Genomic DNA, 22,436 nt, shown 5'->3' with positions numbered 1-22,436 from the left:
GCGTCGTCGGACGAGCATGGAACCAGTGAGAACCGCAGTCATCTATTACAGCGCTACCGGCACCGTGCATTCGCTGGCGACGGCCGCCGCCGAAGGCGCCGAGAAGGCCGGCGCAGAGGTACGCCTGCGCAAGGTCGCCGAGCTGGCACCGCGGGAGGCGATCGCCGCCAACCCCGTGTGGGCGCAGCACATCCAGGACACCGCCGACGTCGCCGAGGCCACCCTCGACGACCTGGCCTGGGCGGAGGCGGTGCTGTTCGGTACGCCGACCCGGTTCGGCAACCCCGCCAGCCAGCTCCGGGCTTTCGTCGACTCGGTGGGCCCGCTGTGGGCGCAGGGCGCGCTCGCCGACAAGGTGTACTCCGCCTTCACCGCCAGCTCCACCCCGCACGGCGGCCAGGAGTCGACGATCCTGGCATTGAGCAACACCTTCTACCACTGGGGCGGCATCATCGTGCCGCCCGGCTACGCTGACCTCGTCCAGTTCCGCTTCGGAAATCCGTACGGTGCCTCGCACGTGTCCGGCGACGGCCCACCGGACGACACTGCGGTGGAGGCGGCCAGGTACCAGGCCCGACGCGCGGTCGACACCGCGGCCGCGCTGAAGGTCGGCCGGGCGGCCTGAGGCGCCGGCCCGATCGCTGGCGCTTTACCATGTTAACATGGTAAACGTCCGCTGTGCATGGCGGATTCACCATGCACAGCGGACGTTTGCCGTGCAATGTCTCCGACTTCGCCTAGCGCATTCCGCCAAGAACGCCGTCCACGGCGTGGCATGCGCGGTACCGCGCATTGTGTAGTCGTGTCCATCGCGCAAGTAAGGAGTGCCATGGACACGACGCAACTGCTCAAGGGAGTTCTCGATGTCGCGGTGCTGGCGGTCGTCGACGAGGAGGACGGATACGGGTACGACGTCGTCCGCCGGCTACGTGCGGCCGGGCTCGACGCGGTCGGCGACGCGTCGGTCTACGGGACCCTGCGCAGGCTCTATGCCGCGGGCGCCCTGACGACGTACGTGGTCCCGTCCGAGGAGGGACCCCATCGCAAGTACTACGGCATCAACGCCGAGGGGCGTACGAGGCTCGAGGCGGAACGCAAGGACTGGTCCGAGTTCGCGACGTCGGTGAATGCGCTGCTCGACCCCGAGCCGGTGAAGGAGACAGCATGAACGACACGATCCGACTGTATCCAGACGTCGCGGAGTTCGCCGCTTCCGTCCGATCACAGCTGAGTGACCTCGATGCCGACGAGCTCGAGGAGCTGACGGGCGACCTCGAGGCCGACCTGCAGGAGCGGGTCGACGACGCCGGGTACGTCGACCTCGGCGACCCGGCGGCGTACGCGACCGAGCTCCGGTCCGCGGCCGGCTTGCCGCCGCGACCGGTGCCTGTCAAGGGAGTGCGCGGGCGGCTGCGTGACCGCGGTTCGGCAACCGCCCAACGCTGGCGCGACTTCGTCGACCGGTTGCGCGAACGACCCGGTACGTCCGCCGTGCTCGACTTCCTCGTCGCGCTGCGACCGGCGTGGTGGATTCTCCGCGCCTGGGTGGCGTACCAGATCGCGCACGTGCTCTTCGCCCCGAACTCTCCGGGGAACGTTCTGCCGCACTCGCTTCGTGGGTGGGCGATCCTAGCGGCGGCCACGATCGTCAGCGTGCAATGGGGGCGCGGTCGATGGCGCGATCGACGGTGGGTCCCAGCGCTCGTTGTTGCGGGCTCGGTGACTGCCGTCGTCGGTCCGCCGTTCGCCTACGATCACGCATCTGCGGAGCCGGAGTCGAGGTGGTCGACGCCGAGTATGAGGCCGATGGCCCACCACCCCGACAACGGTCTGCGCATGAACGGTCAGCCCGTGCGCAACGTGTTCGCGTACGACGCGAAGGGCAATCCGCTCGCCGACGTGCAGCTGTACGACCAGAGCGGCGACCCCCTGTTCGTGACCCGTCGCCAGTCGTTGAACTGGGTCTCGGTCCCGGCGACCTTGCGGACCGGACAACAGGCCTGGAACGTCTACCCGCTGGCGCGCGTCAGGTGGCGGGACTCCAAGTTCGATCGTGCGATCGGTGACCGGGTCGCCGAACCCGGTGTCGTACCGCAGGTGTGGGCGCTGCCCATGCCGCACGCGCCCGCGCTCATGTCGACCCCGACCGACGGCGACGGCGGTGCCGGCGAACCTGCGAAGGAGGACAAGACTGTGCAGGGCGAGAAGCAGAAGTCCACGAATGACGCTTCGGAGATGCGGCACTGACGCGCCGAGTTGCCGGGAAGATCAAGGCGTTCCTCTCAGCAATACCGTTTTAGTCGTTCGGCTAATCATTCTCGCACCTCGGCGCGTTGACTCACGCGAACCGGGCCTGCTAGTGTCGCCGCTGGCACGTAGAAAACGTTTATAAAACGAGGCGACACATCCGTGAAGTTCGGGACACTTGCTCCTTTAGTAGGATCCGTTGTCACGCTAGGCTTTTTCATTTCGCCTGCCTCTGCAGATTGGTCTTCGCATTACAAGGATGTTCAGACAGGCTTCGAATCACGGTCGTGGGATAACAACGAAGACGGAGACAAGACCACGATCCGACTGCGTGATTGTTATGGGTGGAACAAGCGGCACAAGGGCAATCCAACATTGAAGGTGCTGCGGGAGCGTAGGTTTCTTCCTGATGAGAACAAAGGCGCACGGTTCTTTCGTTGTTCTTACCGCGGAGTCGGCCACAAGGCTGACAAGAAGCGTTGGGGACGCCTTGAGAGCGGCGACTATCATTTTACCGTCACAAAGATTAACGGGTCCACTTCAGCGCCGGGACTCTCCACATCTGCGAAGAAGGTGAAGGTGCACTATTAGTATCCCGCTTGGGCTACCTGGGGTGCTTGCGTGGTCTGGAGGACCGGCAGTTCTACTTCGAGCCATTCATGGATAGTTCTGGAGTGCTGCTATTTGAGCACGTGGACTTTCGCTATCGTTCGCGCTCTGAACTGGTCATCAGGGGTCTCACGCTCGGCTTTGGCATGGGCCGGACAGTCTTGCTCGGGCCAAACGGTGCAGGAAAGTCGACTCTTCTCAAGCTCGGGGCCGGGATATTGGGGCCGACCAGTGGATCGGTCAGTGCGACGTCGGGGGTCGGCTGGATGCCGCAAACCGTCACGGCATTTCAGGGTCTGACCTCGCGGGAGCAGGTGGCATACGCGGCGTGGATGAAGGGCGCGTCGCGGTCAGATGCGTGGGAAGAGGCCGCCGTCCGGTTGCGGCAGGTCGGGCTCGAAGATCGCCAAGACATTAAGGCGACTCGTCTCTCGGGAGGCCAACTCCGCCGGGTTGGACTCGCGCAGGCGTTGGCGACCTCGCCGACACTATTGCTTCTGGACGAGCCTACCGCCGGGCTCGATCCGGCTCAGCGCAATAGGTTTCGTGAGATCCTGCACGGATTGCCGAACGAGATCGGTGTTGTCGTCTCCACCCATCAGGTCGACGACCTGAGCGATTCATACGAGCGGGTTGCGGTGATGTCGGCCGGCCGGATCGTCTGGTTCGACACGGTGCCCGCATTCATGGGCCTCGGTGTCGTCGATTCACCACGCCGCGCGGAGTCGTCGTACGAACAAATCCTCGGTCGGGACGTCTGATGCCGATATCGGCACTTTTTCGGACTGCCCTGGCATTCCGCCTCTCTCCGCTGTTCGTGCTTGCGATGTTCGGCGGGTTCCAGGGCGAGCCCGGATGGTCGCAACAGTATGCGCTCGCGGCCACCTCGCACGCGGAGGCGGCGATCTGGGTGCTTGCCCCGCTGGCGGCCATGTGCGCCGCGTGGGAGGGGTACCGGCTGCGGCGCTCCGAATGGCTGGCGCAGCCCCGGTCACGGCACCTCGCGGTGGTCGTAGGCTGGGCGCTCGTGCCGGTGATCGGTGTCGCGTGGGCGGCCTTTCTGAGCGGAATCGTCCTCAAAGTCCTGCCGTCGACACCCGACCTGCGAGTAACGGGGCTCGGGCTACTGATCCTCCTAGCGTGGATAACTCTCGGCTTCGGTGTGGGGTTGAACGTGCACGCCGTGATCGCGCTGCCTACGGTGCTTGTGGCCGGCTACTGCTGGTTCGCGTTCCCTCCGGCGTTCACGCCATTCTGGATGCGGCACGTAACGGGAGACCTGCATGCCTGCTGTTCCATCGAGACCGATCTTGCTCCGATGGTTCCGATCGCCGTGTGCCTTGTCGCGGCCGGCCTCTCGCTCGGCGGCTTCGCATTGGTTCGATCGCGAACGCCGCCGACGAGGACGGCCTGGTGGGCCGTCGCGCCGGTTCCTGTGATCGTTTCTGTGGCGCTCGCAGCGGTGATGGTCGACAATCTGGGCCCAGCGCCGGCCGTTCGACGGGACGTGGCGATGAGTTGCCACGGATCGAATCCCGAGGTGTGTGTCTACCCCGAACGTGAAGGCGGCCTGAGCGACCTCGCCTCGGCTGCGAGCGCGAGCTACCGGACGTGGGCACGTATGGGATTCGACGGCCCGGCCGAACTCTCTGAGGCGAGGGCTGCATTCCGAGGAGCGACCTCCCTTTACGCAAGCACGGACCGGACGCAGTCGCAGCTCACCGCCGCCGTCGTCGAGGCGGTCGTACCTCGACACTTCCGCCGGTGTGACACCGCCCCGGCCGTTGCGAGAAGCGCATCGAGGCAGTTGGCGGCCTGGCTCGCTCTGACCGCCGAGGTCAATCGCGACGCCGTGCGCGAGACATCTGGCAGGAAACTGCTCGAACTCGCGACTGTCGTTTCGCAGCGGCCAGACCGTCGGCAGCGTACGTGGGTGGCTCGGCAACTCGAATTGTTCGGCACCTGCCAGCCCGACGGATCCGGCGATCGAGACGCACGATGACGTACTGGTTCAAGGAACGCGTCGCATGGCTTCCGCCAGCGGCCGCGCTTGTCGTTGTCGTCGTATGCATGGCGATAGGTGGTGTCGCGCTGCCGGTTCCCAGCCTAGGAGTGGGTGCGGCCGTACCGTTCGCCGTGATGCTCCCCATCGGGTCCGCAATCGCACTCGCCGTGTCGATACAGCGTAAGGATTATGAGTGGGAGATGTCAGCCGCGCGACGAGTTCACCTTTACGACCTCGGTCTTGCGGTCGTCACCTGCCTCGTCGGCGGCGCAGCCGCGCTCGGGACGTGGCTCGTGGATCCGGACGGAGCTCTCGTTATCGTCGGACGCAATATCGTCGGCTTCGCCGCGGTCGTCCTCATCCTGGCCCGGTTGGTCGGCGTCGTCGCCGCACCGGCCATCCTTGCGACCTATCTCGTACTCTGCGCGGTCGCGGGCGGGTCGCGCGACGACCACGGTCCGCTTTGGTCGTGGCCGGTCAGCCAGAGTGGCGATGTTGCGGCGCTGGTGATAGCGCTCGGCCTGATGGTGATCGCTGCGATCCTCTGGGTCGCGAGCCCGCCGCGCCGCGAGTACGGGGTGCTGCCGATCTCGTAGACCGCCTGGCAGATCTCCACAACGAACCGTCGATCCTCCGGCGAAGTGTGCCGTGGCCCTCGTACACGCCGCCGGTGTGGAATGAGAGGTGCGTACGAAAGCCGCGACGCGAGGAGGAGGCCACGTGGCCGAGCAGCGCCGGATCAGCCAGCGTCGACTCAGGATAGGGATCGACACGGGTGGAACGTTCACCGACGTGGTCGCCTTTGACGAGCACACGGGGGAGCTCGTCACGACGAAGACGCCGTCGACCCCGCAGAATCCCGCAGACGGGTTCATGGCCGGCATCGACAAGGTGCTGGAGCGGGTAGGACGCGGCGGTACGGGTGAGGCGATCGCCGCGGTCAGCCACGGCACCACCGTTGCGACCAACCAGCTGCTCGAGGGCAAGGTCGAACGGCTCGGGTTCATCACCAACGACGGGTACGAGTCGGTGCTCGAGATCGCGCGCCAGTCCGTTCCCGACGGCTACGGCAACTCGTACTTCTGGGTGAAGCCCGACCGGATCGTGCCGCGCGACTTCGTGAAGACCGTACGCGGCCGGCTCGACTACACCGGCTCGGAGATCCGCCCGTTCGACGAGCAGCAGGCCCGTGAGGTCGCGCGCTGGTTCCGCGAGCAGGGCATCGCCACGCTCGGTGTCTGCCTGCTGCACGCGTACGCAAACCCCGCACACGAGGAGCGGCTGCGCGAGATCATCGCCGAGGAGCACCCGGCCGCGATCGTGTCGCTGTCGTCCGAAGTGTTGCGCGAGTATCGCGAGTACGAGCGCTCGATGACGACGCTCGTCGACGCCGCGGTCAAGCCGAAGGTGTCCCGCTACATCGAGAACATCAAGAGCCGCCTCGACGACTTCACCGGAGCGGAGCGGGCCGTCCCGTTCTACGTGATGAAGTCGAACGGCGGGGTGCTGAGTGCCGACGAGGTCGTGCACCAGCCGATCACCACAGTTCTGTCGGGCCCAGCCGCGGGGGCGCTGGGCGCGGCACTCATCGCGCAGGTCGCCGGTTTCGACCGGGTGCTCACCTGTGACGGTGGCGGTACGTCGACCGATGTGTCCGTGGTCATCGACGGAGAGCCGACGTTGACGACCGAGGGCACGGTCGGCGTATACCCGAGCAAGATCCCGATGATCGACGTCGTGACGGTCGGCGCCGGCGGAGGCTCGATCGCCTGGCTCTCACCCGAGGGCACGCTCAAGGTCGGCCCCGCATCCGCCGGAGCCGATCCCGGCCCGCTCTGCTACGCCAAGGGCGGCACCGACGTCACGATCACCGACGCCCACGTCGTTCTCGGGCGCATCCCGCCGCATCTGCTCGGCGGCGAGATCCCGCTCGACGTCGGCGCGGCGAAAGACGGCGTCGACGCGCTGGCCGCGAAGCTCGACCTGCCACCGGAGGCCGCGGCCGCCGGCGTACTCGAGATCTCCGCCTGGAACCAGGCGAACGCGCTGCGCCAGATCACCGTCAAGCGCGGCCTGGACGTACGTGACTTCACGCTGACGACCTTCGGCGGTTCCGGCTCGCTGCTGCTCTGCCGACTCGTCGACATCCTCGACCTGCAAGGCGTCCTGGTGCCGCCCGACCCCGGAAACGTCTCCGCGTTCGGGCTGCTCACCGTCGACGTCAAGAACGACTACGTGCAGACGTACGTGACCCTGCACGACCAGCTCGACATGGCGGCGATGTCACGCATGTTCGATGAGCTGACCACGCAGGCCGCGGCCGCGCTCGACAAGGAGGGCTTCGCCGCCGACGAGCACCGCTTCGCGCGTACCGCCGACCTGCGGTACTTCGGCCAGGCCTTCGAGGTACGTGTGCCCGTGCCCGAAGGCGATTTCGACGACGCGCTGGTCGACGAGGTCGCGCGGGTGTTCCACGCGGAGCACCGCGCGCTCTACGGCTACGACTTCGCGGGCGACGACAGCCAGCAGGTCGAGTGGGTGAACCTGCGCGTCTCGGGCATCGGCCCGATCCGCCGGCCCGACATCCGCGCGGACGACGTCGACGCCGATGCAGCGCTCCCGGAGCCGACGAGCCGCCGACCGGTCTGCTTCGACGCCGCCGCGGGATACGTCGAGACGCCGGTCTACTGGAGACCCGACCTCGCGCCGGGCAAGGAGGTACGTGGGCCGGTGATCGTCGAGGAGTTCGGTTCGACCGTCCCGATCCATCCCGGCTTCGTCGCGCGCATCGACGCGTACCGGAACATCATCGTGACCCGTGAGGAGACGGCATGAGCACCACCGCAACAGAGTCGCGACGGGCCCCGACCCAGTTTCCCTTTGGTACGTTGACGTCCGACGCGGGGGCGTCGGCAGATCCGGTACTGGTCGAGATCGTGCAGGGCAGTCTCGCGTCGGTCGAGATGGAGGTCGAGACGGCGATCTCGCGTACGTCTCGATCGCCGATGATCCGCGACGCGCACGACTTCCGCGCGGGCATCCACGACCGTCTGCTGCGCAAGCTGACCGGCCGTTCGTACAGCGCCCTCGTACACCCCGTCGCACGTGACTTCCCGCTCGACGAGATGGTGCCGGGCGACGTCTTCTTCCACAACGACGTGTACGAGTCGGAAGGCGGCATCGGCCACCTGCCCGATCTCTGCGTCACCGTCCCGGTCTTCGCCGATGGCGAGGTCGTGGCGTTCGTGCAGGCGTTCGGCCATCACGACGACATCGGTGGCGCAGTGCCCGGATCGATGCCGAGCAACGCGACCAGCGTCTTCGAGGAGGGCCTGATGGTGCCTCCGATCAAGCTGTGGGACGCGGGCAAGCCCGTACGTTCCGCGCTCGCGATCATGACCCGCAACTCGCGGATGCCGGAGTCGCTCGCGGCCGACCTCGACGCCGAGTGCTCGGCGTGCCTGATGGGTGCACGCCGGCTCGGTGAGCTGTTCGAGCGGTACGGCCGCGAGACCGTCGAGTCGTGCTTCGACGCGATCATCGACAACACGACACGTACGTACCAGCGCGAGATCCTGTCGAAGATCCCGGTCGGCACCTGGACCTGGGAGGACTACGCCGAGCACGACGGGGTCGACGACCCGCAGCTGCACACGCAGCGGATCACCTTGACACGTACGGGTCCTGACGATCCCGACGGTGAACGGCTGATCCTCGACTTCGCCGGCACGTCGCCGCAGGCGAAGGGTCCGATCAACCACTGTGGCGACTACTCCGACGGCGTCTTCCTGAAGAAGTGGCTCGCGCCGATCTTGCGTAACCTCGCCGATACACCCGAGCGGATGGCGGAGCTCGACGTCAACGAGGGCATCGTGCCGCTGATCGAGATGAGGTTCCCGCCCAAGGGCACGCTGCTGACGCCGGAGTTCCCGGCGCCGACGAACGCACGTACGTTCGTGATCCTGCGGCTGCTCGGCGTGCTGGCCGGCGTTGTGGCCAAGGCCGTCGACGGACGGATGCCGGCCGACCAGGAGACGATCCGCTACACGGGCGTCTACGGCGAGGACGCGCAGGGGCGTCCGTACCTGATGCGCGAGGTGCTCGGCGGTGGCTCGGGCGGGCGCTACTACGCCGACGGCGAGGACACGATCCATGTCGTACCCGACTCCCGTAACCTCCCGACGGAGTTCACCGAGTCGCGTTTCCCCTTCGTGGTCGAGCGTCTGGGCCTCGCGCAAGACTCGGGCGGGCCTGGCAAGTTCCGTGGCGGGCTCGGGTACGAGAAGCACATCCGAATGCTCAAGGACGCGCACTTCATGTCGATCGCGGACCGGTCGATCCTGGCCTGCTGGGGTGTGAAGGGTGGCAAGGCCGGCCGACCGTTCGAGGTCGTGGTCGACCCGGGCGGCCCGAACGAGCGCGAGGTCGACGCACTCGCGGACGCCGAGCCGATCAAGGCGGGAGAGACGATCCGCATTCGCACGACCGGGGGAGGCGGCTGGGGCGACCCGCTCGAGCGCGACCCGGACCTCGTCGTACGCGACGTGCGCTGGGGCAAGGTGTCTGCCGATGCCGCGCGCGACCATTACTGCGTCGTGCTGACGGGCTCGGTCGACGACGGTGACCTCGCGTACGACGCCGATTCGACTCGGGGCGCCCGCGCCGCGGCTGCGGCCTCCGGTGAGGAGTCGGCATTCTTCGACCGCGGACCGGGCTACGTCCGGCTGAGCGGCGGTGGCACGGCCGCCGATGTCGACTGGCTCTGAGGTGGACGCGGTGGCCGTACGACGAGTTGCGGTCGTGGGCGCGAACGGCAAGACGGGTCGCGCGGTTACCTCGGCGCTGCACGCACGCGAGGTGGCGGTGACGGCGATCGGCCGTGCAGAGCTGGCCTCCTTGCCGAGCGCGCTTGAAGGGGCGGATGCCCTCTACCTGATCGCGCCGAACATGCATGAGGACGAACCCGCCTTCGTACGCAGGATCCTCGCGGTCGCGCGTACCGAGGGCGTTCGGCGCGTCGCGTACCACTCGGTCGCCGCCCCATATGCGCCGGCGATGCCGCATCACGTCGGCAAGGCCGAGGCGGAGAACGCCGTGCGCACGGGATCGTCCGACTGGACGATCCTGCAGCCGTGCGCGTACGTGCAGAACTTCGTGCCGGCACTGCGCCCGGATGACTCCGCGCTGCGGGTCGCGTACTCGCCGAGGAAGCCGTTCGGGCTGGTGGATCTCGCCGATGTCGCCGAGGCGGCCGCGACCGTGCTGTTGTCCGATACGCATATCGGGGCGACGTACGAGCTCGGCGGACCGGATCTGGTCGACGTGCACGACGTGGCGCGAGCTGCGGGGCAGGTGCTCGGCCGCGAGGTACCGGTGTCGCGCATCTCGGTCGAGGCGTGGCGCGAGAACGACGGCTCGAACCTCGATTCCCGCGTACGCGACTGGCTGGCGGCCATGTTCGACTACTACGACGAGCACGGGCTGCCGGTGGGCTCGCTGCCGCTCACCGTACTGCTCGGGCGGGAGCCGACCCCACTCGAGGCAACGCTGAGGCGAGAGCTTCGACCGGCTCGCTGAGTACGATTCGGTGGTCCGGCCGCTCGTGCATGCGTTACGTTCGGGCCGGCCGGTGGTGGCCGAGGTATTCGATGAGATGGTCCTCGCCGAGTGAGCGGGTTTGATGTCCGCTCCGGGTGAGCCACCGAGCATCCGCCCGTCTGGCGGGCGAAGGACGCGTCGTGGGCTCGTGTCGCGGCCTGATCGGTGCGTTCGAGATCAGGTCGGTGCCCGCGGCCGCGTGGCGGATGGCCGCGAGGGCTTCGCGGACGCGGTGTCGGGTTTGGCGGGTGTGGTCGTCGATCCGCCTGCCGGTGCGGCGGTGGAACGTGAATCCGCCGGTGTCGTCGGGTTTGATGACGAGCTTCTCGGAGTGCACGAGGGGGTGACATCTGCCGCAGAGGCCGATGAGGTTGTGCAGGTCCGTGGCGCCATGGTCGCGGTCCCACCAGGCGACGTGGTGGAACTCGAGGCGTGTGAGGCCACAACCGGGGTTCGCGCAGACGCCGTCCTGGCGGGCGCGGATGGCGTGTCTCTGCGCCGTGGTCGCAAGCCTCGAGGCGCGGCCGACGTTCAGGATGTTGGCTTGTGGGGTCGTCCCGGTGGTGTGACCGTCACGGAGCAGGTCGATGTGATCGCCCGTGCAGGTCAGGTAGCCGAGGAGGTCGGTGCCGATCTTGCCGAATCCGGCCAGGGTTGCGGGTTCGGCGCCCGGGCTACGGAGCAGGGTTTCCAGATCGGCGAGGACCAGGATCTGCGCGCGGAGCCGAGCTTGGTAATGCCGCCGGTGAGCTCGTGTACGTGGTCGAGCCGGATCCGCCCCTCGGCGAGCGCATCGGACGCGTCGGACAATGCCTGCAGGGTGCGTCCGGCCTTGAGCCGTTGCCGGGCCTGTGGTCGGGTGAGGCGGAGCTCGCGAGTGGCCCAGCCGACGACGGTGGAGGCTCCTTCGTCGTCGTAGCCGGCGGTGTCTTCGAGGCGGGTCATCAGGTCGGCCTGGATGCCGTCGAGGATGTCTTGAGCCTGCTGGACGGCGCGGAGCGCGTCGCAGATCTGTGCGCCCGTGGCGAGGGCGGTGTCGGTTCGCGGGGACACCGCGGTGGCCGCACTCTGGCGGATCCGTGCGTACGTCTCACTCTCGAACATGTGATCTAGTATAGAGGATCACGATCCGCACATCAATTGCTAGGTGGGATCGAATCGCCAGTAAAACAAGGGGATTCGGCCTTCTCCGAGTCCAACGGGAGACACCGGAAACGAGACGGCCGCTTGCAGGAAGCCGGGTGCGGCGAGAGCGGCCGGCACGGGGATGCCTGCGTCGTCGCCGAGGACCTGCATCGGTGGAACGGGAACCGGGGCAAGTGCCAACCGCAAGATCGGCTGCTCGTGAAGCGCGCCAATCAATTCGGATGCCGCCTACGTCGTCCGCCTGGCATCGTGAACGCATGCCGACGGTCCAGCTGACCTCCGACCCGCACGAGTTCGAGCGTACTGCTCGCCCGCTCATCCATGCCGACCCGATCACCCACAGCGTCATCGCGACCAACCTCGACCGCTGCCTCCAGCACGACGTACGCGATGCATGCTGGCTGTGGCTCGACGCCGGCGCTGGCCCGGTCGCGGTCGCAATGCACACCCCACCGCGCGGTCCGTACGTCGCGACGGACGACCACGGTGCCGGTCAGCAGTTCGCCGAGACCATGCTCAAGGCAGGTCGTACGCTCGACTGGGTTTCGGGACCGCGCGGCGGAGTCGGCGGCTTCGCGGACGTGTGGTCGCCGGCGCACGGGCTCAGCGCGACGACCGCTATGGAGCAGGGCGTGTACGTACTCGACGCCGGACTGCGCCCACCGAGCGGCGTGCGCGGGAGCTTCCGGACCGCCACCGTCGACGACAGCGCGGTCGTGCACGAATGGTCGGCCGCCTTCATGCGTGAGGCGATGGGCGAAGACCGCCAACCGCGGCTGGACGACGAGATCGCCGACGGTCGACTCGGCATCTGGCAGCACGCTGGTCACCCGGTCTCGATCGCGTACGCGTCGCGCTCGCTCGCCGGCGTGAGCAGGGTCTCCGGTGTGTTCACGCCGCGCGAGCATCGGGGCAACGGGTACGCGAGCGCCTGCGTCGCGGCGGTGAGCCGTCGGGTTCTCGACGGCGGAGCTCGGTGCATGCTCTACACGGATCTCGCGAACCCGACCTCGAACGCGATCTACGAGGCCATCGGGTATCGCCGGAGCGGCGACTCGGTCATGGTCAGGTTCGTCGGACCCGACTGATTCAATCGGGCCGTGATGAGCACCGATACCCGAGCGGGCGTGGAGGTCCGTCCCGTCACCGCCGACGTACGTCCGGCGGTCCTCGCGCTAGCCCCGGCGGCCCGACAGGACGAGTTCAGCGGAGTCGCGGCCGAGACGCTGCCGCAGGCGGATAGAGACCCCGGCCGCGCGCCGTACGTCATCGTGACCGCCGACGGTGAGCCAGCCGGGTTCTTCGTGCTCGATTCCGGGCGGTCCCAGGCCGATCCAGCGGCAGGGCTGACGTTGCGTGCGTTCTTCGTCGACGCGAGGTTCCAGGGCCGTGGCATCGCCGGCGCGGCTCTCGCCGCCCTGCCCGGCCTGATCCACTCGCATCATCCACGGGTCGTACGCGTGGTGCTCACCGTCAACTGTCGCAACGAGCTCGCCCGGAGTGTCTACCTGCGTCACGGGTGGACGGACACGGGCGAGCTCTACCTCGGCGGCGATGCCGGGCCGCAGCACGTTCTGGTGCTCGACCTATGACGTGAACTGCACCGTCAACTGTGCGATCCCGGCGACCTCCGCGGTGACCGCATCCCCAGGCGTGACGGGTGCAGGCGGTGCCGCGGTGCCGGTCGTGACGATGTCACCCGGTCGCAACGCGAGGTCGAACCGAGCCAGCTCGGTGACCAGCCAGCAAAGCGAGATCCGCGGGTCGCCGAGCGCGGCCGCGCCGCTTCCCTCGGAGAATCGGGCGCCGTTGACGTCGATCGTCATGGCCTGGGTCGAGAGGTCGAGCCCTTGCCAGTCGTCGATCTGCGGCCCGAGTACGAACGACCCGGTGCAGGATCCGTCGGCGAGGATCTGTAGCCCGTCGACCGCGCCGAGGTCTGCATACCGGGTGTCCGGAACCTCGACTGCGACGTGCAGCGACTCGACGGCGTCGAGGATCTCGGGGCGCGATGCGTCGCCCGCGATCGCGCGGCCCATCCGGAACGCGAACTCGGGCTCCGCGACACGCATCGTCTGCCCCGCAAGCGACATCGACTCGCCCGGCGCGTACTGGAACCGCGCGTGCATCGCGCCCGGCAACGGGCCGTCCACACCGAGGTACGCCTGACTCGCCGCGGAGGTGGCCGCGACCTTCCAACCGATCGTGGGCCCGATAGTCGCGGTCACGGCGCGCTGGATCTCCATCGCGGCGGCCGCATCGGTCGGGCGGAGGGCCGCCGGCAAAGCGGGCAGCGTTTCGCCCGCCTGCCAGGCGTTCCAGAGCAGGTCGGCGGCAGCGTGGGTGCTCGGGGTCGTCATGCGAACAGTCTTACGTACCCGCTCAGCCTTGCATCGCGTCCATGACCGGTCGGGTCGCGTCCGTGAGCTCGCGTCCCGGGTCGCTGCGGCGCAGTACGCCGACACAGATGCCGGCGACTCCCACCGCGATCCACGCCGACAACACGAGTAATGGCGTACTCGCGCCCGCGCCGTCGAAGAAGGCGAGGTTGCGCAACGCCGTCGCGCCGGCACCCGGTGGCAGCAGCTGGCCGATGACGCCCGCGGGCTCGGGCAGGAGGTAGGGCGAGGACGTCGCACCCGACCACGGGTTTCCGAGGAAGAGCATCAGGGGAGCGACCGCGACGAAACCGAACCGCCCGAACGCCGAGACGAGCCCGACGATCGTGCCGGAGATCGCGGCGATCGTGAGCGCGGGTGCGACGGAGTTCGTCGTCCAGTCTCCGCCGAGAATCCCGAACCCGCCTTGGGCGATGGCGACCGCGACCCCCGCGCCGACGACCGCAGCGACCGCGATCATCGCAATCTGTTCCCAGCCTGGCCTGGCGATCAGCAACACGATGACGGCGGTGATCACCGAGACGAGCACGAGTGGCAGCACGAGGGACCCGAGAGCGGAGCCTCTCGGGTCATCCGCGTCCGCAGGCACGACGTCGACGACAGGGGCCGGGCCCTCGCTGGGCGGTGCAAACGTCGTGGTCAGGACCTCCGCGACCGCCGGACTCGCCGCGGAGGCCGTGAACAGCTTCCGGTCCGGGCCTTCGGTCACGATCGCGCCGTACACGTCGCGGTTCTCGATCGCGTCGGTCGCTGTCGCCGCGCTGTCGTACGTACGGAGGTCGAAGGCGCCGTCATGCTCGGCCACCTGGTCCTCGATCGCCTGCACGGCGCCGGGCGAGCCCACGACGCCTACGGGCAGGCCGTGCGGCTCCGGGCTCGCGCTGGCCCAGGTGAATGCCCACACGGGCAGCGCGACGAGGATCGGTAGCGCCACGAACAGCGCGAGAAGTCGGGGCTTGAGCCGTCCACGGCCCGTGGCAGCGGAAGTCATCGCCGCCTCCTTCCAAGGAGAATGATCGTTCGTTTAAGAGTGGAAGGCCGCCGGCGATTTGTCAAGAACGATCATTCGTTTTATATTCGTCCACATGCCCAAGGTCTCCGACGCGCATCGCGCCGCACGCCGGGAGCAGATCCTCGATGCCGCGATGGTCCGCTTCGCGGACAACGGGTTCCAGGCGACCGGGATGGCCGACGTCATCGCGGCGACGGGGCTGTCCGCGGGAGCCGTCTACCGCTATTTCAAGAGCAAGGACGAGTTGATCGAGGCGATCGTCGACCGAGTCCTCAACCGCACGGCAGACCGCTTCACCGAGCTGCTTGCCTCCGGCTCGGTGCCCGAGCCCGGTGAGGCCGTTCGCATCGGCGTCGAGGCGATCAACGAGGTGGCATCGCGCGCGCCCGTCGAGGTCGGGCGCCTTGCGGTCCAGGCATGGGGCGAGGCGCTGCGCAACGAGCGGGTCTCTGCGGTCGTTCGTACTGCGTACTCGACCATCAAGGGCTACTACGCCGAGGTCAGTCGTCGCGCGATCGAGGCAGGGACCATGCCCGCCGACGCGGACCCTGACGCGCTCGCCTCGGCGATGTACTCGCTCACCGCGGGCTACGTGCTCCAGCGGACCCTGCAACTTCGAGGTCGATGCAAAGGCGTACGCCGACGCGGTCGAAGCGCTCCTCGGTGGGCGCAAGGGTCACTGACTCCGCAAGTACGTCAGCTTCGCTGAGTGGCGCGAATCTGTTATGAACATGGCGTTTGAGCAAAGAATTTGCGCCACTCGCGAGCGCTGTCAGCGCCGTCTGGCGCCTCGCCGCCGCATTGCAGCCCGCCTCGCCCCGTGCGCGTCACCACTACTGGTCCGAGTCCGGCTCTCCATGCGGGTTTGGCACAACTTGCCCAAGCGCCTCGTAGGTGTTGGTCCTTGTTGACCGTGCGCCGGCTCACAGCGCTCGCCTAGTGTCCAGACATGCGCATCGTGATCGCCCTCGGCGGCAACGCCATGACGTCGTCGGATGGTCGTGCGCGTCCCGAGGACCAGCGCGCGGCGATCACCGAGGCCGCCGAGCCGATCGCCGGCCTGGTGGCCGCCGGACACGACGTCCTGCTGACGCACGGCAACGGTCCGCAGGTGGGCAATCTGCTGCTGAAGAACGAGCTCTCGGCGGCGGTCGTACCCCCGGTGCCGCTCGACTGGTGCGGCGCACAGACCCAGGCGACGATCGGGATGTTGCTCGTCGATGCTCTCGACCATGAGTTCGCCGAGCGCGGGCTGGACTGTCGTACGGCGACGATCGTGTCGCGTACTCGCGTCGACGCGGATGACCCGAAGTTCAGCTCGCCCACGAAGCCGATCGGGCGCTATCTCCCCGAGGACGAGGCCCGGGTGATGATCGAGCACGGTCAGCACTATGTGGAGATCCCGGGTCGCGGTTGGCGGCGCGTGGTTGCCTCGCCCGAGCCGCTCGAGTGCCTCGACGGGCCCGCGGCCGAGGCGCTGATCTCCGCCGGGTACGTCGTGGTGTGCTCCGGCGGCGGCGGCATCCCGACCGTACGCGCGGCCGACGGAACCCTCAGCGGCATCGAGGCGGTCATCGACAAGGACCTCACGGCGTCGCTGATCGCACGGCACGTCGACGCCGACCTGCTCGTCATCGCGACCGACGTCGACTCGGCCGTCACCGACTGGGGTACGCCCCACGCCAAGCCGATCGAAGAGGTCACCGCGAGCGAGATGCGTGCGATCGCGAAGGACCAGGAGTTCGCGTCGGGCTCGATGGGCCCGAAGGTCGAGGCGGTGACCAGGTTCGCGGAGAAGGGCCACGGCACCGGCATCATCACGTCGCTGCCGAGGATCGGCCATGCGATCGAGGGTCATCTGGGTACGCGCGTCGTACCCGATCGGCCGTGAAGCAACCACCAAGAGGAAGGACACGCCCAGTGCCACCTGCCATCGAAGTACGCAAGGTCCCGCTCCACTCGGTCGCCGATGCCAGCGAGCTCGCGAAGCTGATCGACGACGGGGTCATGGAGGCCGACCGCATCATCGCCGTGATCGGCAAGACCGAGGGCAATGGCGGTGTCAACGACTACACCCGGATCATCGCCGACCGCGCGTTCCGTGAGGTGATAGAGGAGAAGGGCACCCGGCCGGCGGCCGACGTCAAGCAGATCCCGATCGTCTGGTCGGGCGGCACCGACGGCGTGATCAGCCCGCATGCCACCGTCTTCGCGACCCTGCCCGAGGCCGAGACGGTCGAGACCGACGAGCCGCGGCTGACGGTCGGCTTCGCCATGAGCGACACGCTGCTGCCCGAGGACATCGGTCGTACCGCGATGGTCGAGAAGGTTGCGGCCGCCGTCACCGAGGCGATGAAGCAGGCCGGCATCACCGACGTCGCCGACGTCCACTACGTACAGACGAAGACACCGCTGCTGACGATCCACACCATCCGCGACGCGAAGAGCCGCGGCAAGACGGTGTGGACCGAGCACACGCACGAGTCGATGGACCTGTCGAACGGTACGACCGCGCTCGGTATCGCAGTCGCCCTCGGCGAGATCGAGATGCCGACCGATGGCGATGTCATGCACAACCGTGAGCTGTACTCCGCGGTCGCGTCATGCTCGTCGGGCGTCGAGCTCGACCAGGCGCAGGTCGTCGTGGTCGGCAACGCGCGCGGAGTCGGCGGCAAGTACCGCATCGGCCACTCGGTCATGAACGACGCGCTCGACGCGGACGGGATCTGGAACGCCATCAAGGACGCCGGCCTCGACCTGCCCGAGCGTCCGCACTCGAGCGACCTGGACGACCGTCTGGTCAATGTGTTCCTCAAGTGCGAGGCGAGCCAGGACGGCACCGTACGCGGGCGCCGCAACGCCATGCTCGACGACTCGGACGTGCACTGGCACCGTCAGATCAAGTCGTGCGTCGGCGGCGTGACGGCCGCGGTCACCGGCGACCCGGCGGTGTTCGTGTCGGTGTCCGCGGCACACCAGGGGCCCGAGGGCGGCGGCCCGGTCGCGGCCATCGTCGACGCCAGCTGAGGCGTCCCGCGAGCGTCAACCACAAGCCTCCGCCGGCGCAGTGGTGAAACCTGTTGCAGGAGCGGACGGAAGCCACAGCGGCGCATAGGTTTCGGGCTGTTACGGCGTAGCGGCGATCCGCGAGGAGTCGCCGTGGAGCCGTAACGGCCCGAAACGTGAGGAGCGTGCGCGCGCTTGCGAGCGGCAGCCAGGCTTGCGGCCCGACCCGCTCGCGTCAGGTACGCGTCAGGCGCCGGCGCTCCTCGCGGGCGTACGGGTCGCCGAACAACGCGAGCCAGCCGTGCTCCGCGACCGTGGCGGCAGTGGCGACACCGAGGCCGATCATCGCGCCCTTGACGCTCCGGCGCGACATCATCCCGAACGCCGCGGGTACGACGGCCGCGCGGGTGAGCAGGTCGCTGGTGAACATCTCTCTCGGCGAGAGTGCCGGCTCGGCGTCGACGGGCTTGAGCTCGCGCGCCACCTGGCGTCCGGCGACGGTGGCGGGAAGGGTCGCCGCTACCGATGCGGTCAGCACGGCAGTCCCACGGAGGGCTGCTGCGACTCCGCCGCCGTCATGGCTCTCAGTGTGCAGACGGTGCGTCACTTTGTCGGGTCCACTCCTCGTAGCTCGCGCGAGACGGTGATATCAGGGTCCGCCCGGTGTGCGCAACCCCACCGGGCATTCCCTCTCCGTCGCGTCGCGGGCCGCGCCGCCTACCCGTTGTAGCGCTGCAGGCGCTGAGCCAGCAAGGTGTGCGTGCTCTTCGCCGTCAACTCGGCCAGCTCGTACCGAAGAACCCTGCCGAGTCGCCGGCAGAAATCCTCCGGTTCGTCCGCCGCGTCGGGGTGTTCGGCAACGATCCGGTCCACGATTCCCTCGCGGAGCAGGTCCGCTGATCGTACGCCTTGATCGCGTGCCATGTCAGGTGCGCGTTCCGCAGTGCGGTACACGATCGCCGAAGCGCCCTCCGGCGGCAGTGGTGACAGCCAGGCGTGTTGGGCGGCGATGATGCGGTTCGCGGGCAGCAACGCGAGCGCTCCGCCGCCGCATCCCTGGCCGAGCAGGACGCTCACCGACGGCGCCGCCAGCGTGACCAGGTCGGCGAGACAGCGGGCGATCTCACCCGCGAGCCCACCCTCCTCCGCTTCGGGCGACAGCGCCGCCCCGGGTGTATCGATCACGGTCACCAGGGGGAGCCGGAGCTGGCGGGCAAGGCGCATGCCGCGGCGTGCCGCGCGCAGGCCGCCGGGCCCCATCGCGGTCAGCTCGCGGTTGCCGGGTTGCTGCACCTGCCCGAGCAGGACGCACGGCGCGCCCTCGAACCGCGCGAGGGCGAGCAGCATGCCGGGATCCGACTCGCCCTGACCGGTGCCGTTGAGCGGGATCACGTCGGTCGCCGCGTAGCGCAGGAACCGGCGTACGCCCGGGCGTTCGGTACGGCGCGAGCGTTGGATCGAGTCCCATGCGTCGACCTCGGGGACGGCCTCGGTCGCGGGATCGGGGACCGGTTCCGGGGGTTCGGCCGTGATGACGGCGAGCGCGCGGTCGACGATCTCCGGAATGTCCTCGGGCGGGAGGACGCCGTCGATGAGCCCGTGTGCGAAGAGGTTCTCCGACGTCTGGACATCCTCGGGGAACTGCTTGTCGTACAGCGCTTCGTACACGCGTGGCCCGAGGAAGCCGACGAGCGCGCCGGGCTCGGCGACCGTCACGTGACCCAGGGAGCCCCACGAGGCCATCACGCCGCCGGTCGTCGGGTTGCGCAGGTACACGAGGTACGCGAGTCCCTTTGCCTTGTGCCGGGCGATCGCCGCCGAGATCTTGGCCATCTCCACGAAGGCGACCGTGCCCTCCTGCATCCGGGTGCCGCCGGACGTCGGCGACGCGAGCAGCGGGATGCCCTCGGCGGTCGCGCGCTCGATGGCCCGGATCAACCGTCGCGACGCCGCGATGCCGATCGACCCGGCCAGGAACCGGAACTCACAGGCGGCCAGTGCGACCCGGCGACCCTTGATCAGGCCCTCGCCGGTGATCACCGACTCGTCGACCCCGGACTTCTCCTCCGCCGCGCGGAGCTGTTCGGCGTACTGCTCGTCGACGCCCGAGCGGTCGGGCGGGGTGTCCCACGAGACGTACGAGCCCGGGTCGACGACGCTGTCGATCAGCCCCCGCGCGGAGATCCGATTGCCGCTCAAGACCCGTCCAGCCACGCGCGTACCGACTCGTTGTGCTGGCCCAGGGTCGGCGGCGCGGCGTGCTGCTCGCGGCCACCGGAGTAGGGGTTGTCGTCGAGGCGGAGCACGGGGCCCGGGAGCTGCAGCGTGCCCTGCGTCGCATGCTCGACGTCGATGAGCAGACCCTGCGAAAGCAGCTGGTCCCACGCATAGACCTCGTCGAACGTACGCACCTTGCCCGACGGGATACCGGTCTCGGTCAACAGGTCGAGCCAGTGCTCGGCCGGCTGGTCGGCGAAGATCTTCTCGATCTCGGCGATCAGCTCGAGCCGATGCTGCACGCGGTCGCGGTTGGTCGCGAAGCGCGGCTCGTCCTTGTCGAGGCCGATCGCGTCGGCGAACGACCGCCACAGCGACTCGGACCCGCAGGTCAGCTGCACGGGTGCTGTTGCCGTGTGGAAGAGCCCGTACGGCGCGATCGACGGGTGGTGCGGGCCGGACATCTCGGGCACCTCGTGCCCGACTGTCCACCGGGTGCCTTGGTAGGCGTGTACGCCGATGACGCCCGCGATCAGCGACGTACGCACCACGCGCCCCCTGCCGGTGCGCTCGCGCTCGTACAGCGCGGAGACGACGCCGTACGCGCCGTTCATCCCGGCGAGCAGGTCGGAGATCGGTACGCCGACCTTGGTCGGCTCCTCCGGGTCGGTGCCGGTGATGCTCATCAGCCCGGCCTCACCCTGCGCGATCTGGTCGTATCCCGCCCGCGCCGCCTCGGGACCGTCGTGGCCGAAACCGGTGATCGACATGATCACGAGTCGCGGGTTGAGCTCGTGCAGCCGCTCGACGCCGAAACCGAGCCGGTCGAGCACGCCGACCCGGAAGTTCTCGAGGAGCACGTCGGCGCGTCGGACGAGCCGCGCGAGTACGTCCTTGTCGCCGTCGTCCTTGAGATTGAGGGTGACCGACTCCTTGTTGCGGTTGGCCGACATGAAGTAGGTCGACTCGCGTTCGTCGTCGTCGCCGATGAACGGCGGGCCCCAGCCGCGGCTGTCGTCGCCGGTCGGGCTCTCGACCTTGATCACCCGGGCGCCCATGTCGCCGAGCATCATGCCAGCGTGCGGCCCCGCGAGCGCGCGCGTCAGGTCGAGGACGATCACGCCGTCGAGCGGGCCGGGGGAGTGTTTCGCGCCAGGTGTCTCCATGGTGGAAGGCTAACGATCGACCGGCGGCGGCTCCTATAGCACCTCTTGCCAACGCGCGACCCTGGGCGCGCGAGGGATTCACAAACCGACTACTAGCGAGTAACATCGCCCGCGGTCTGGTCCCACTACTCGGCTGAGGGAGCGCTCGATGCGTATCGGTCTGCTCGGGAGTCAACGAAGGGTACGAGTCGGCGCCCGGTGCGTGGCGGCTGCCGCCGCCGTCGCGCTCGGTGCCGGTGGCCTCGCTCCGGGGGCGGCGGCCGCGCCGGACTGGGCGCCGCGGTCGACCGCGAAGATCACGCCCGGCGTGCAGATGTACACCAAGGGCGGCCAATGCACCGGCAACTTCGTCTTCACCGACGCGGCCGGATCCGTCTACGTCGGGTACGCCGCGCACTGTGCGGGCACGGGCGAGGCAACCGACACCGACGGTTGTGACACCAAGTCGATGCCGGTCGGTACGCCCGTGTCGTTCCGTGAGCACGGCAGCCTGCTCGGCGACGGCGACCTCGTCGGAACGGGCGAGCTCGCGTACTCGTCCTGGAAGGCGATGCAGGTCGCCGGCGAGAAGAACGCGGACGTATGTGCGTACAACGATCTGGCGCTGGTCAAGGTGGACGCGGGCTCGGTCGGCAAGGTGAACCCGACCGTGCCGTTCTTCGGCGGCCCGAACGCGCTCAGCCGCACGACGCCGACGACGGGTTCGGCGATCTACAGCATCGGCAACTCCTCCCTCCGCGGCGGCATCGAGTTGCTTCGTCCCAAGATCGGCTTCAGCCTCGGCGCCGACGGCAACGGCTGGAGCCAGTCGGGCTACACCGTCACGCCGGGCATCCCGGGCGACTCCGGTAGCGGCTTCCTCGATGCCGACGGCAACGCGCAGGGCGTGCTCTCGACGCTCGCGCTCGCGCCGCTGCCGGCATCGAACGGCATCGGCTACCTCGCCAAGGAGCTCGACTACGCCAGGGCGCACTCGGGCATCGACGGTCTGCGGCTCGTTCCGGGCGAGGAGTCGTTCTCTCCGCTGTAGG

The 22,436-nt window shown here is 68.4% G+C and carries 22 protein-coding genes; 15 read left to right on the top strand and 7 right to left on the bottom strand.

Going from position 1 to position 22,436, the window contains the following annotated elements; translation table 11 throughout:
* Positions 1-16: 16 nt before the first annotated feature.
* From wrbA to L0C25_RS03350, 9 genes are all read left to right on the top strand, one after another.
* The gene (gene wrbA, locus L0C25_RS03390; protein WP_271634975.1) at positions 17-625 is read left to right on the top strand and encodes an NAD(P)H:quinone oxidoreductase; all 609 of its coding nucleotides are present in this window, start codon (positions 17-19) and stop codon (positions 623-625) included.
* Positions 626-829: 204 nt separating this feature from the next.
* Entirely contained in the window at positions 830-1,168 is a 339-nt protein-coding gene (locus tag L0C25_RS03385) for a PadR family transcriptional regulator (RefSeq protein ID WP_271634974.1), read from the top strand.
* A complete protein-coding gene (locus L0C25_RS03380; RefSeq protein ID WP_271634973.1) occupies positions 1,165-2,247 on the top strand; it encodes a hypothetical protein in 1,083 nt (360 codons plus the stop codon). Before L0C25_RS03385 ends, L0C25_RS03380 begins: the two co-directional genes overlap by 4 nt.
* A 677-nt stretch (positions 2,248-2,924) precedes the next feature.
* A complete protein-coding gene (locus tag L0C25_RS03375; protein WP_408641689.1) occupies positions 2,925-3,617 on the top strand; it encodes an ATP-binding cassette domain-containing protein in 693 nt (230 codons plus the stop codon).
* The gene (locus tag L0C25_RS03370) at positions 3,617-4,858 is read left to right on the top strand and encodes a DUF7224 domain-containing protein (protein WP_271634971.1); all 1,242 of its coding nucleotides are present in this window, start codon (positions 3,617-3,619) and stop codon (positions 4,856-4,858) included. Before L0C25_RS03375 ends, L0C25_RS03370 begins: the two co-directional genes overlap by 1 nt.
* Positions 4,859-5,061: 203 nt before the next feature.
* Entirely contained in the window at positions 5,062-5,457 is a 396-nt protein-coding gene (locus L0C25_RS03365; protein ID WP_271634969.1) for a hypothetical protein, read from the top strand.
* Between the two features lie 124 nt (positions 5,458-5,581).
* Positions 5,582-7,696 carry a hydantoinase/oxoprolinase family protein gene (locus tag L0C25_RS03360; RefSeq protein WP_271634968.1) on the top strand — a complete coding sequence of 705 codons (2,115 nt, stop codon included), beginning with the start codon at positions 5,582-5,584 and terminating at the stop codon, positions 7,694-7,696.
* Complete coding sequence (locus L0C25_RS03355) at positions 7,693-9,627, top strand: hydantoinase B/oxoprolinase family protein (protein ID WP_271634967.1); 1,935 nt, start codon at positions 7,693-7,695, stop codon at positions 9,625-9,627. The genes L0C25_RS03360 and L0C25_RS03355 overlap by 4 nt, the downstream gene beginning before the upstream one ends.
* Before the next feature lie 10 nt (positions 9,628-9,637).
* Positions 9,638-10,438: an SDR family oxidoreductase gene (locus tag L0C25_RS03350; protein WP_271634966.1), complete on the top strand. Its 801-nt coding sequence runs from the start codon at positions 9,638-9,640 to the stop codon at positions 10,436-10,438.
* Positions 10,439-10,472: 34 nt separating this feature from the next.
* Here the strand turns inward: L0C25_RS03350 and L0C25_RS24105 are convergent, their stop codons facing one another.
* The gene (locus L0C25_RS24105; protein WP_408641688.1) at positions 10,473-10,943 is read right to left on the bottom strand and encodes an HNH endonuclease; all 471 of its coding nucleotides are present in this window, start codon (positions 10,941-10,943) and stop codon (positions 10,473-10,475) included.
* Between the two features lie 122 nt (positions 10,944-11,065).
* Positions 11,066-11,563 carry a DUF732 domain-containing protein gene (locus tag L0C25_RS03345; RefSeq protein ID WP_271634965.1) on the bottom strand — a complete coding sequence of 166 codons (498 nt, stop codon included), beginning with the start codon at positions 11,561-11,563 and terminating at the stop codon, positions 11,066-11,068.
* Positions 11,564-11,862: 299 nt separating this feature from the next.
* Between L0C25_RS03345 and L0C25_RS03340 the strand changes: the two genes are divergently transcribed.
* Positions 11,863-12,693 (top strand): GNAT family N-acetyltransferase, encoded by an 831-nt coding sequence (locus tag L0C25_RS03340; protein WP_271634964.1) that lies wholly within the window; start codon positions 11,863-11,865, stop codon positions 12,691-12,693.
* Positions 12,694-12,708: 15 nt separating this feature from the next.
* Complete coding sequence (locus L0C25_RS03335) at positions 12,709-13,197, top strand: GNAT family N-acetyltransferase (protein WP_271636786.1); 489 nt, start codon at positions 12,709-12,711, stop codon at positions 13,195-13,197.
* On the opposite strand, the gene L0C25_RS03330 is transcribed toward L0C25_RS03335, so the two are convergent.
* Together L0C25_RS03330 and L0C25_RS03325 are read right to left on the bottom strand one after the other, a co-directional pair.
* The gene (locus L0C25_RS03330) at positions 13,192-13,965 is read right to left on the bottom strand and encodes a 2-keto-4-pentenoate hydratase (RefSeq protein ID WP_271634963.1); all 774 of its coding nucleotides are present in this window, start codon (positions 13,963-13,965) and stop codon (positions 13,192-13,194) included. The genes L0C25_RS03335 and L0C25_RS03330 overlap by 6 nt on opposite strands.
* A 22-nt stretch (positions 13,966-13,987) precedes the next feature.
* Positions 13,988-14,995 (bottom strand): ABC transporter permease, encoded by a 1,008-nt coding sequence (locus tag L0C25_RS03325; RefSeq protein WP_271634962.1) that lies wholly within the window; start codon positions 14,993-14,995, stop codon positions 13,988-13,990.
* A 94-nt stretch (positions 14,996-15,089) separates the two neighbouring features.
* Here L0C25_RS03325 and L0C25_RS03320 point away from each other — a divergent pair, with 94 nt between their 5' ends.
* The 3 genes from L0C25_RS03320 (at position 15,090) to bar (ending at position 18,043) form a co-directional block, all read left to right on the top strand.
* Positions 15,090-15,725: a TetR/AcrR family transcriptional regulator gene (locus L0C25_RS03320; RefSeq protein WP_271634961.1), complete on the top strand. Its 636-nt coding sequence runs from the start codon at positions 15,090-15,092 to the stop codon at positions 15,723-15,725.
* A 240-nt stretch (positions 15,726-15,965) separates the two neighbouring features.
* On the top strand, positions 15,966-16,907 hold the full coding sequence (locus tag L0C25_RS03315; RefSeq protein ID WP_271634959.1) for a carbamate kinase: 942 nt from the start codon (positions 15,966-15,968) through the stop codon (positions 16,905-16,907).
* Positions 16,908-16,936: 29 nt separating this feature from the next.
* Positions 16,937-18,043, top strand: coding sequence for a barbiturase (bar, locus tag L0C25_RS03310; protein WP_271634958.1), 1,107 nt, complete (start codon positions 16,937-16,939; stop codon positions 18,041-18,043).
* A gap of 214 nt (positions 18,044-18,257) precedes the next feature.
* On the opposite strand, the gene L0C25_RS03305 is transcribed toward bar, so the two are convergent.
* The 3 genes from L0C25_RS03305 to L0C25_RS03295 form a co-directional block, all read right to left on the bottom strand.
* The gene (locus tag L0C25_RS03305; protein WP_271634957.1) at positions 18,258-18,560 is read right to left on the bottom strand and encodes a hypothetical protein; all 303 of its coding nucleotides are present in this window, start codon (positions 18,558-18,560) and stop codon (positions 18,258-18,260) included.
* A gap of 179 nt (positions 18,561-18,739) precedes the next feature.
* On the bottom strand, positions 18,740-20,236 hold the full coding sequence (locus tag L0C25_RS03300) for a carboxyl transferase domain-containing protein (RefSeq protein WP_271634956.1): 1,497 nt from the start codon (positions 20,234-20,236) through the stop codon (positions 18,740-18,742).
* Positions 20,218-21,405: a CaiB/BaiF CoA transferase family protein gene (locus L0C25_RS03295; RefSeq protein WP_271634955.1), complete on the bottom strand. Its 1,188-nt coding sequence runs from the start codon at positions 21,403-21,405 to the stop codon at positions 20,218-20,220. The genes L0C25_RS03300 and L0C25_RS03295 overlap by 19 nt, the downstream gene beginning before the upstream one ends.
* Positions 21,406-21,553: 148 nt before the next feature.
* On the opposite strand from L0C25_RS03295, the gene L0C25_RS03290 reads away from it, so the two are divergent.
* Positions 21,554-22,435 (top strand): hypothetical protein, encoded by an 882-nt coding sequence (locus L0C25_RS03290; RefSeq protein WP_271634954.1) that lies wholly within the window; start codon positions 21,554-21,556, stop codon positions 22,433-22,435.
* The last annotated feature ends 1 nt before the right edge of the window (position 22,436 follow it).

Source organism: Solicola gregarius (genome assembly GCF_025790165.1).
Classification (GTDB): Bacteria; Actinomycetota; Actinomycetes; order Propionibacteriales; family Nocardioidaceae; genus Solicola; species Solicola gregarius.
The sequence above is the reverse complement of the archived record's forward strand: the minus strand, read 5'-3'. Positions and strand labels throughout refer to the sequence as shown.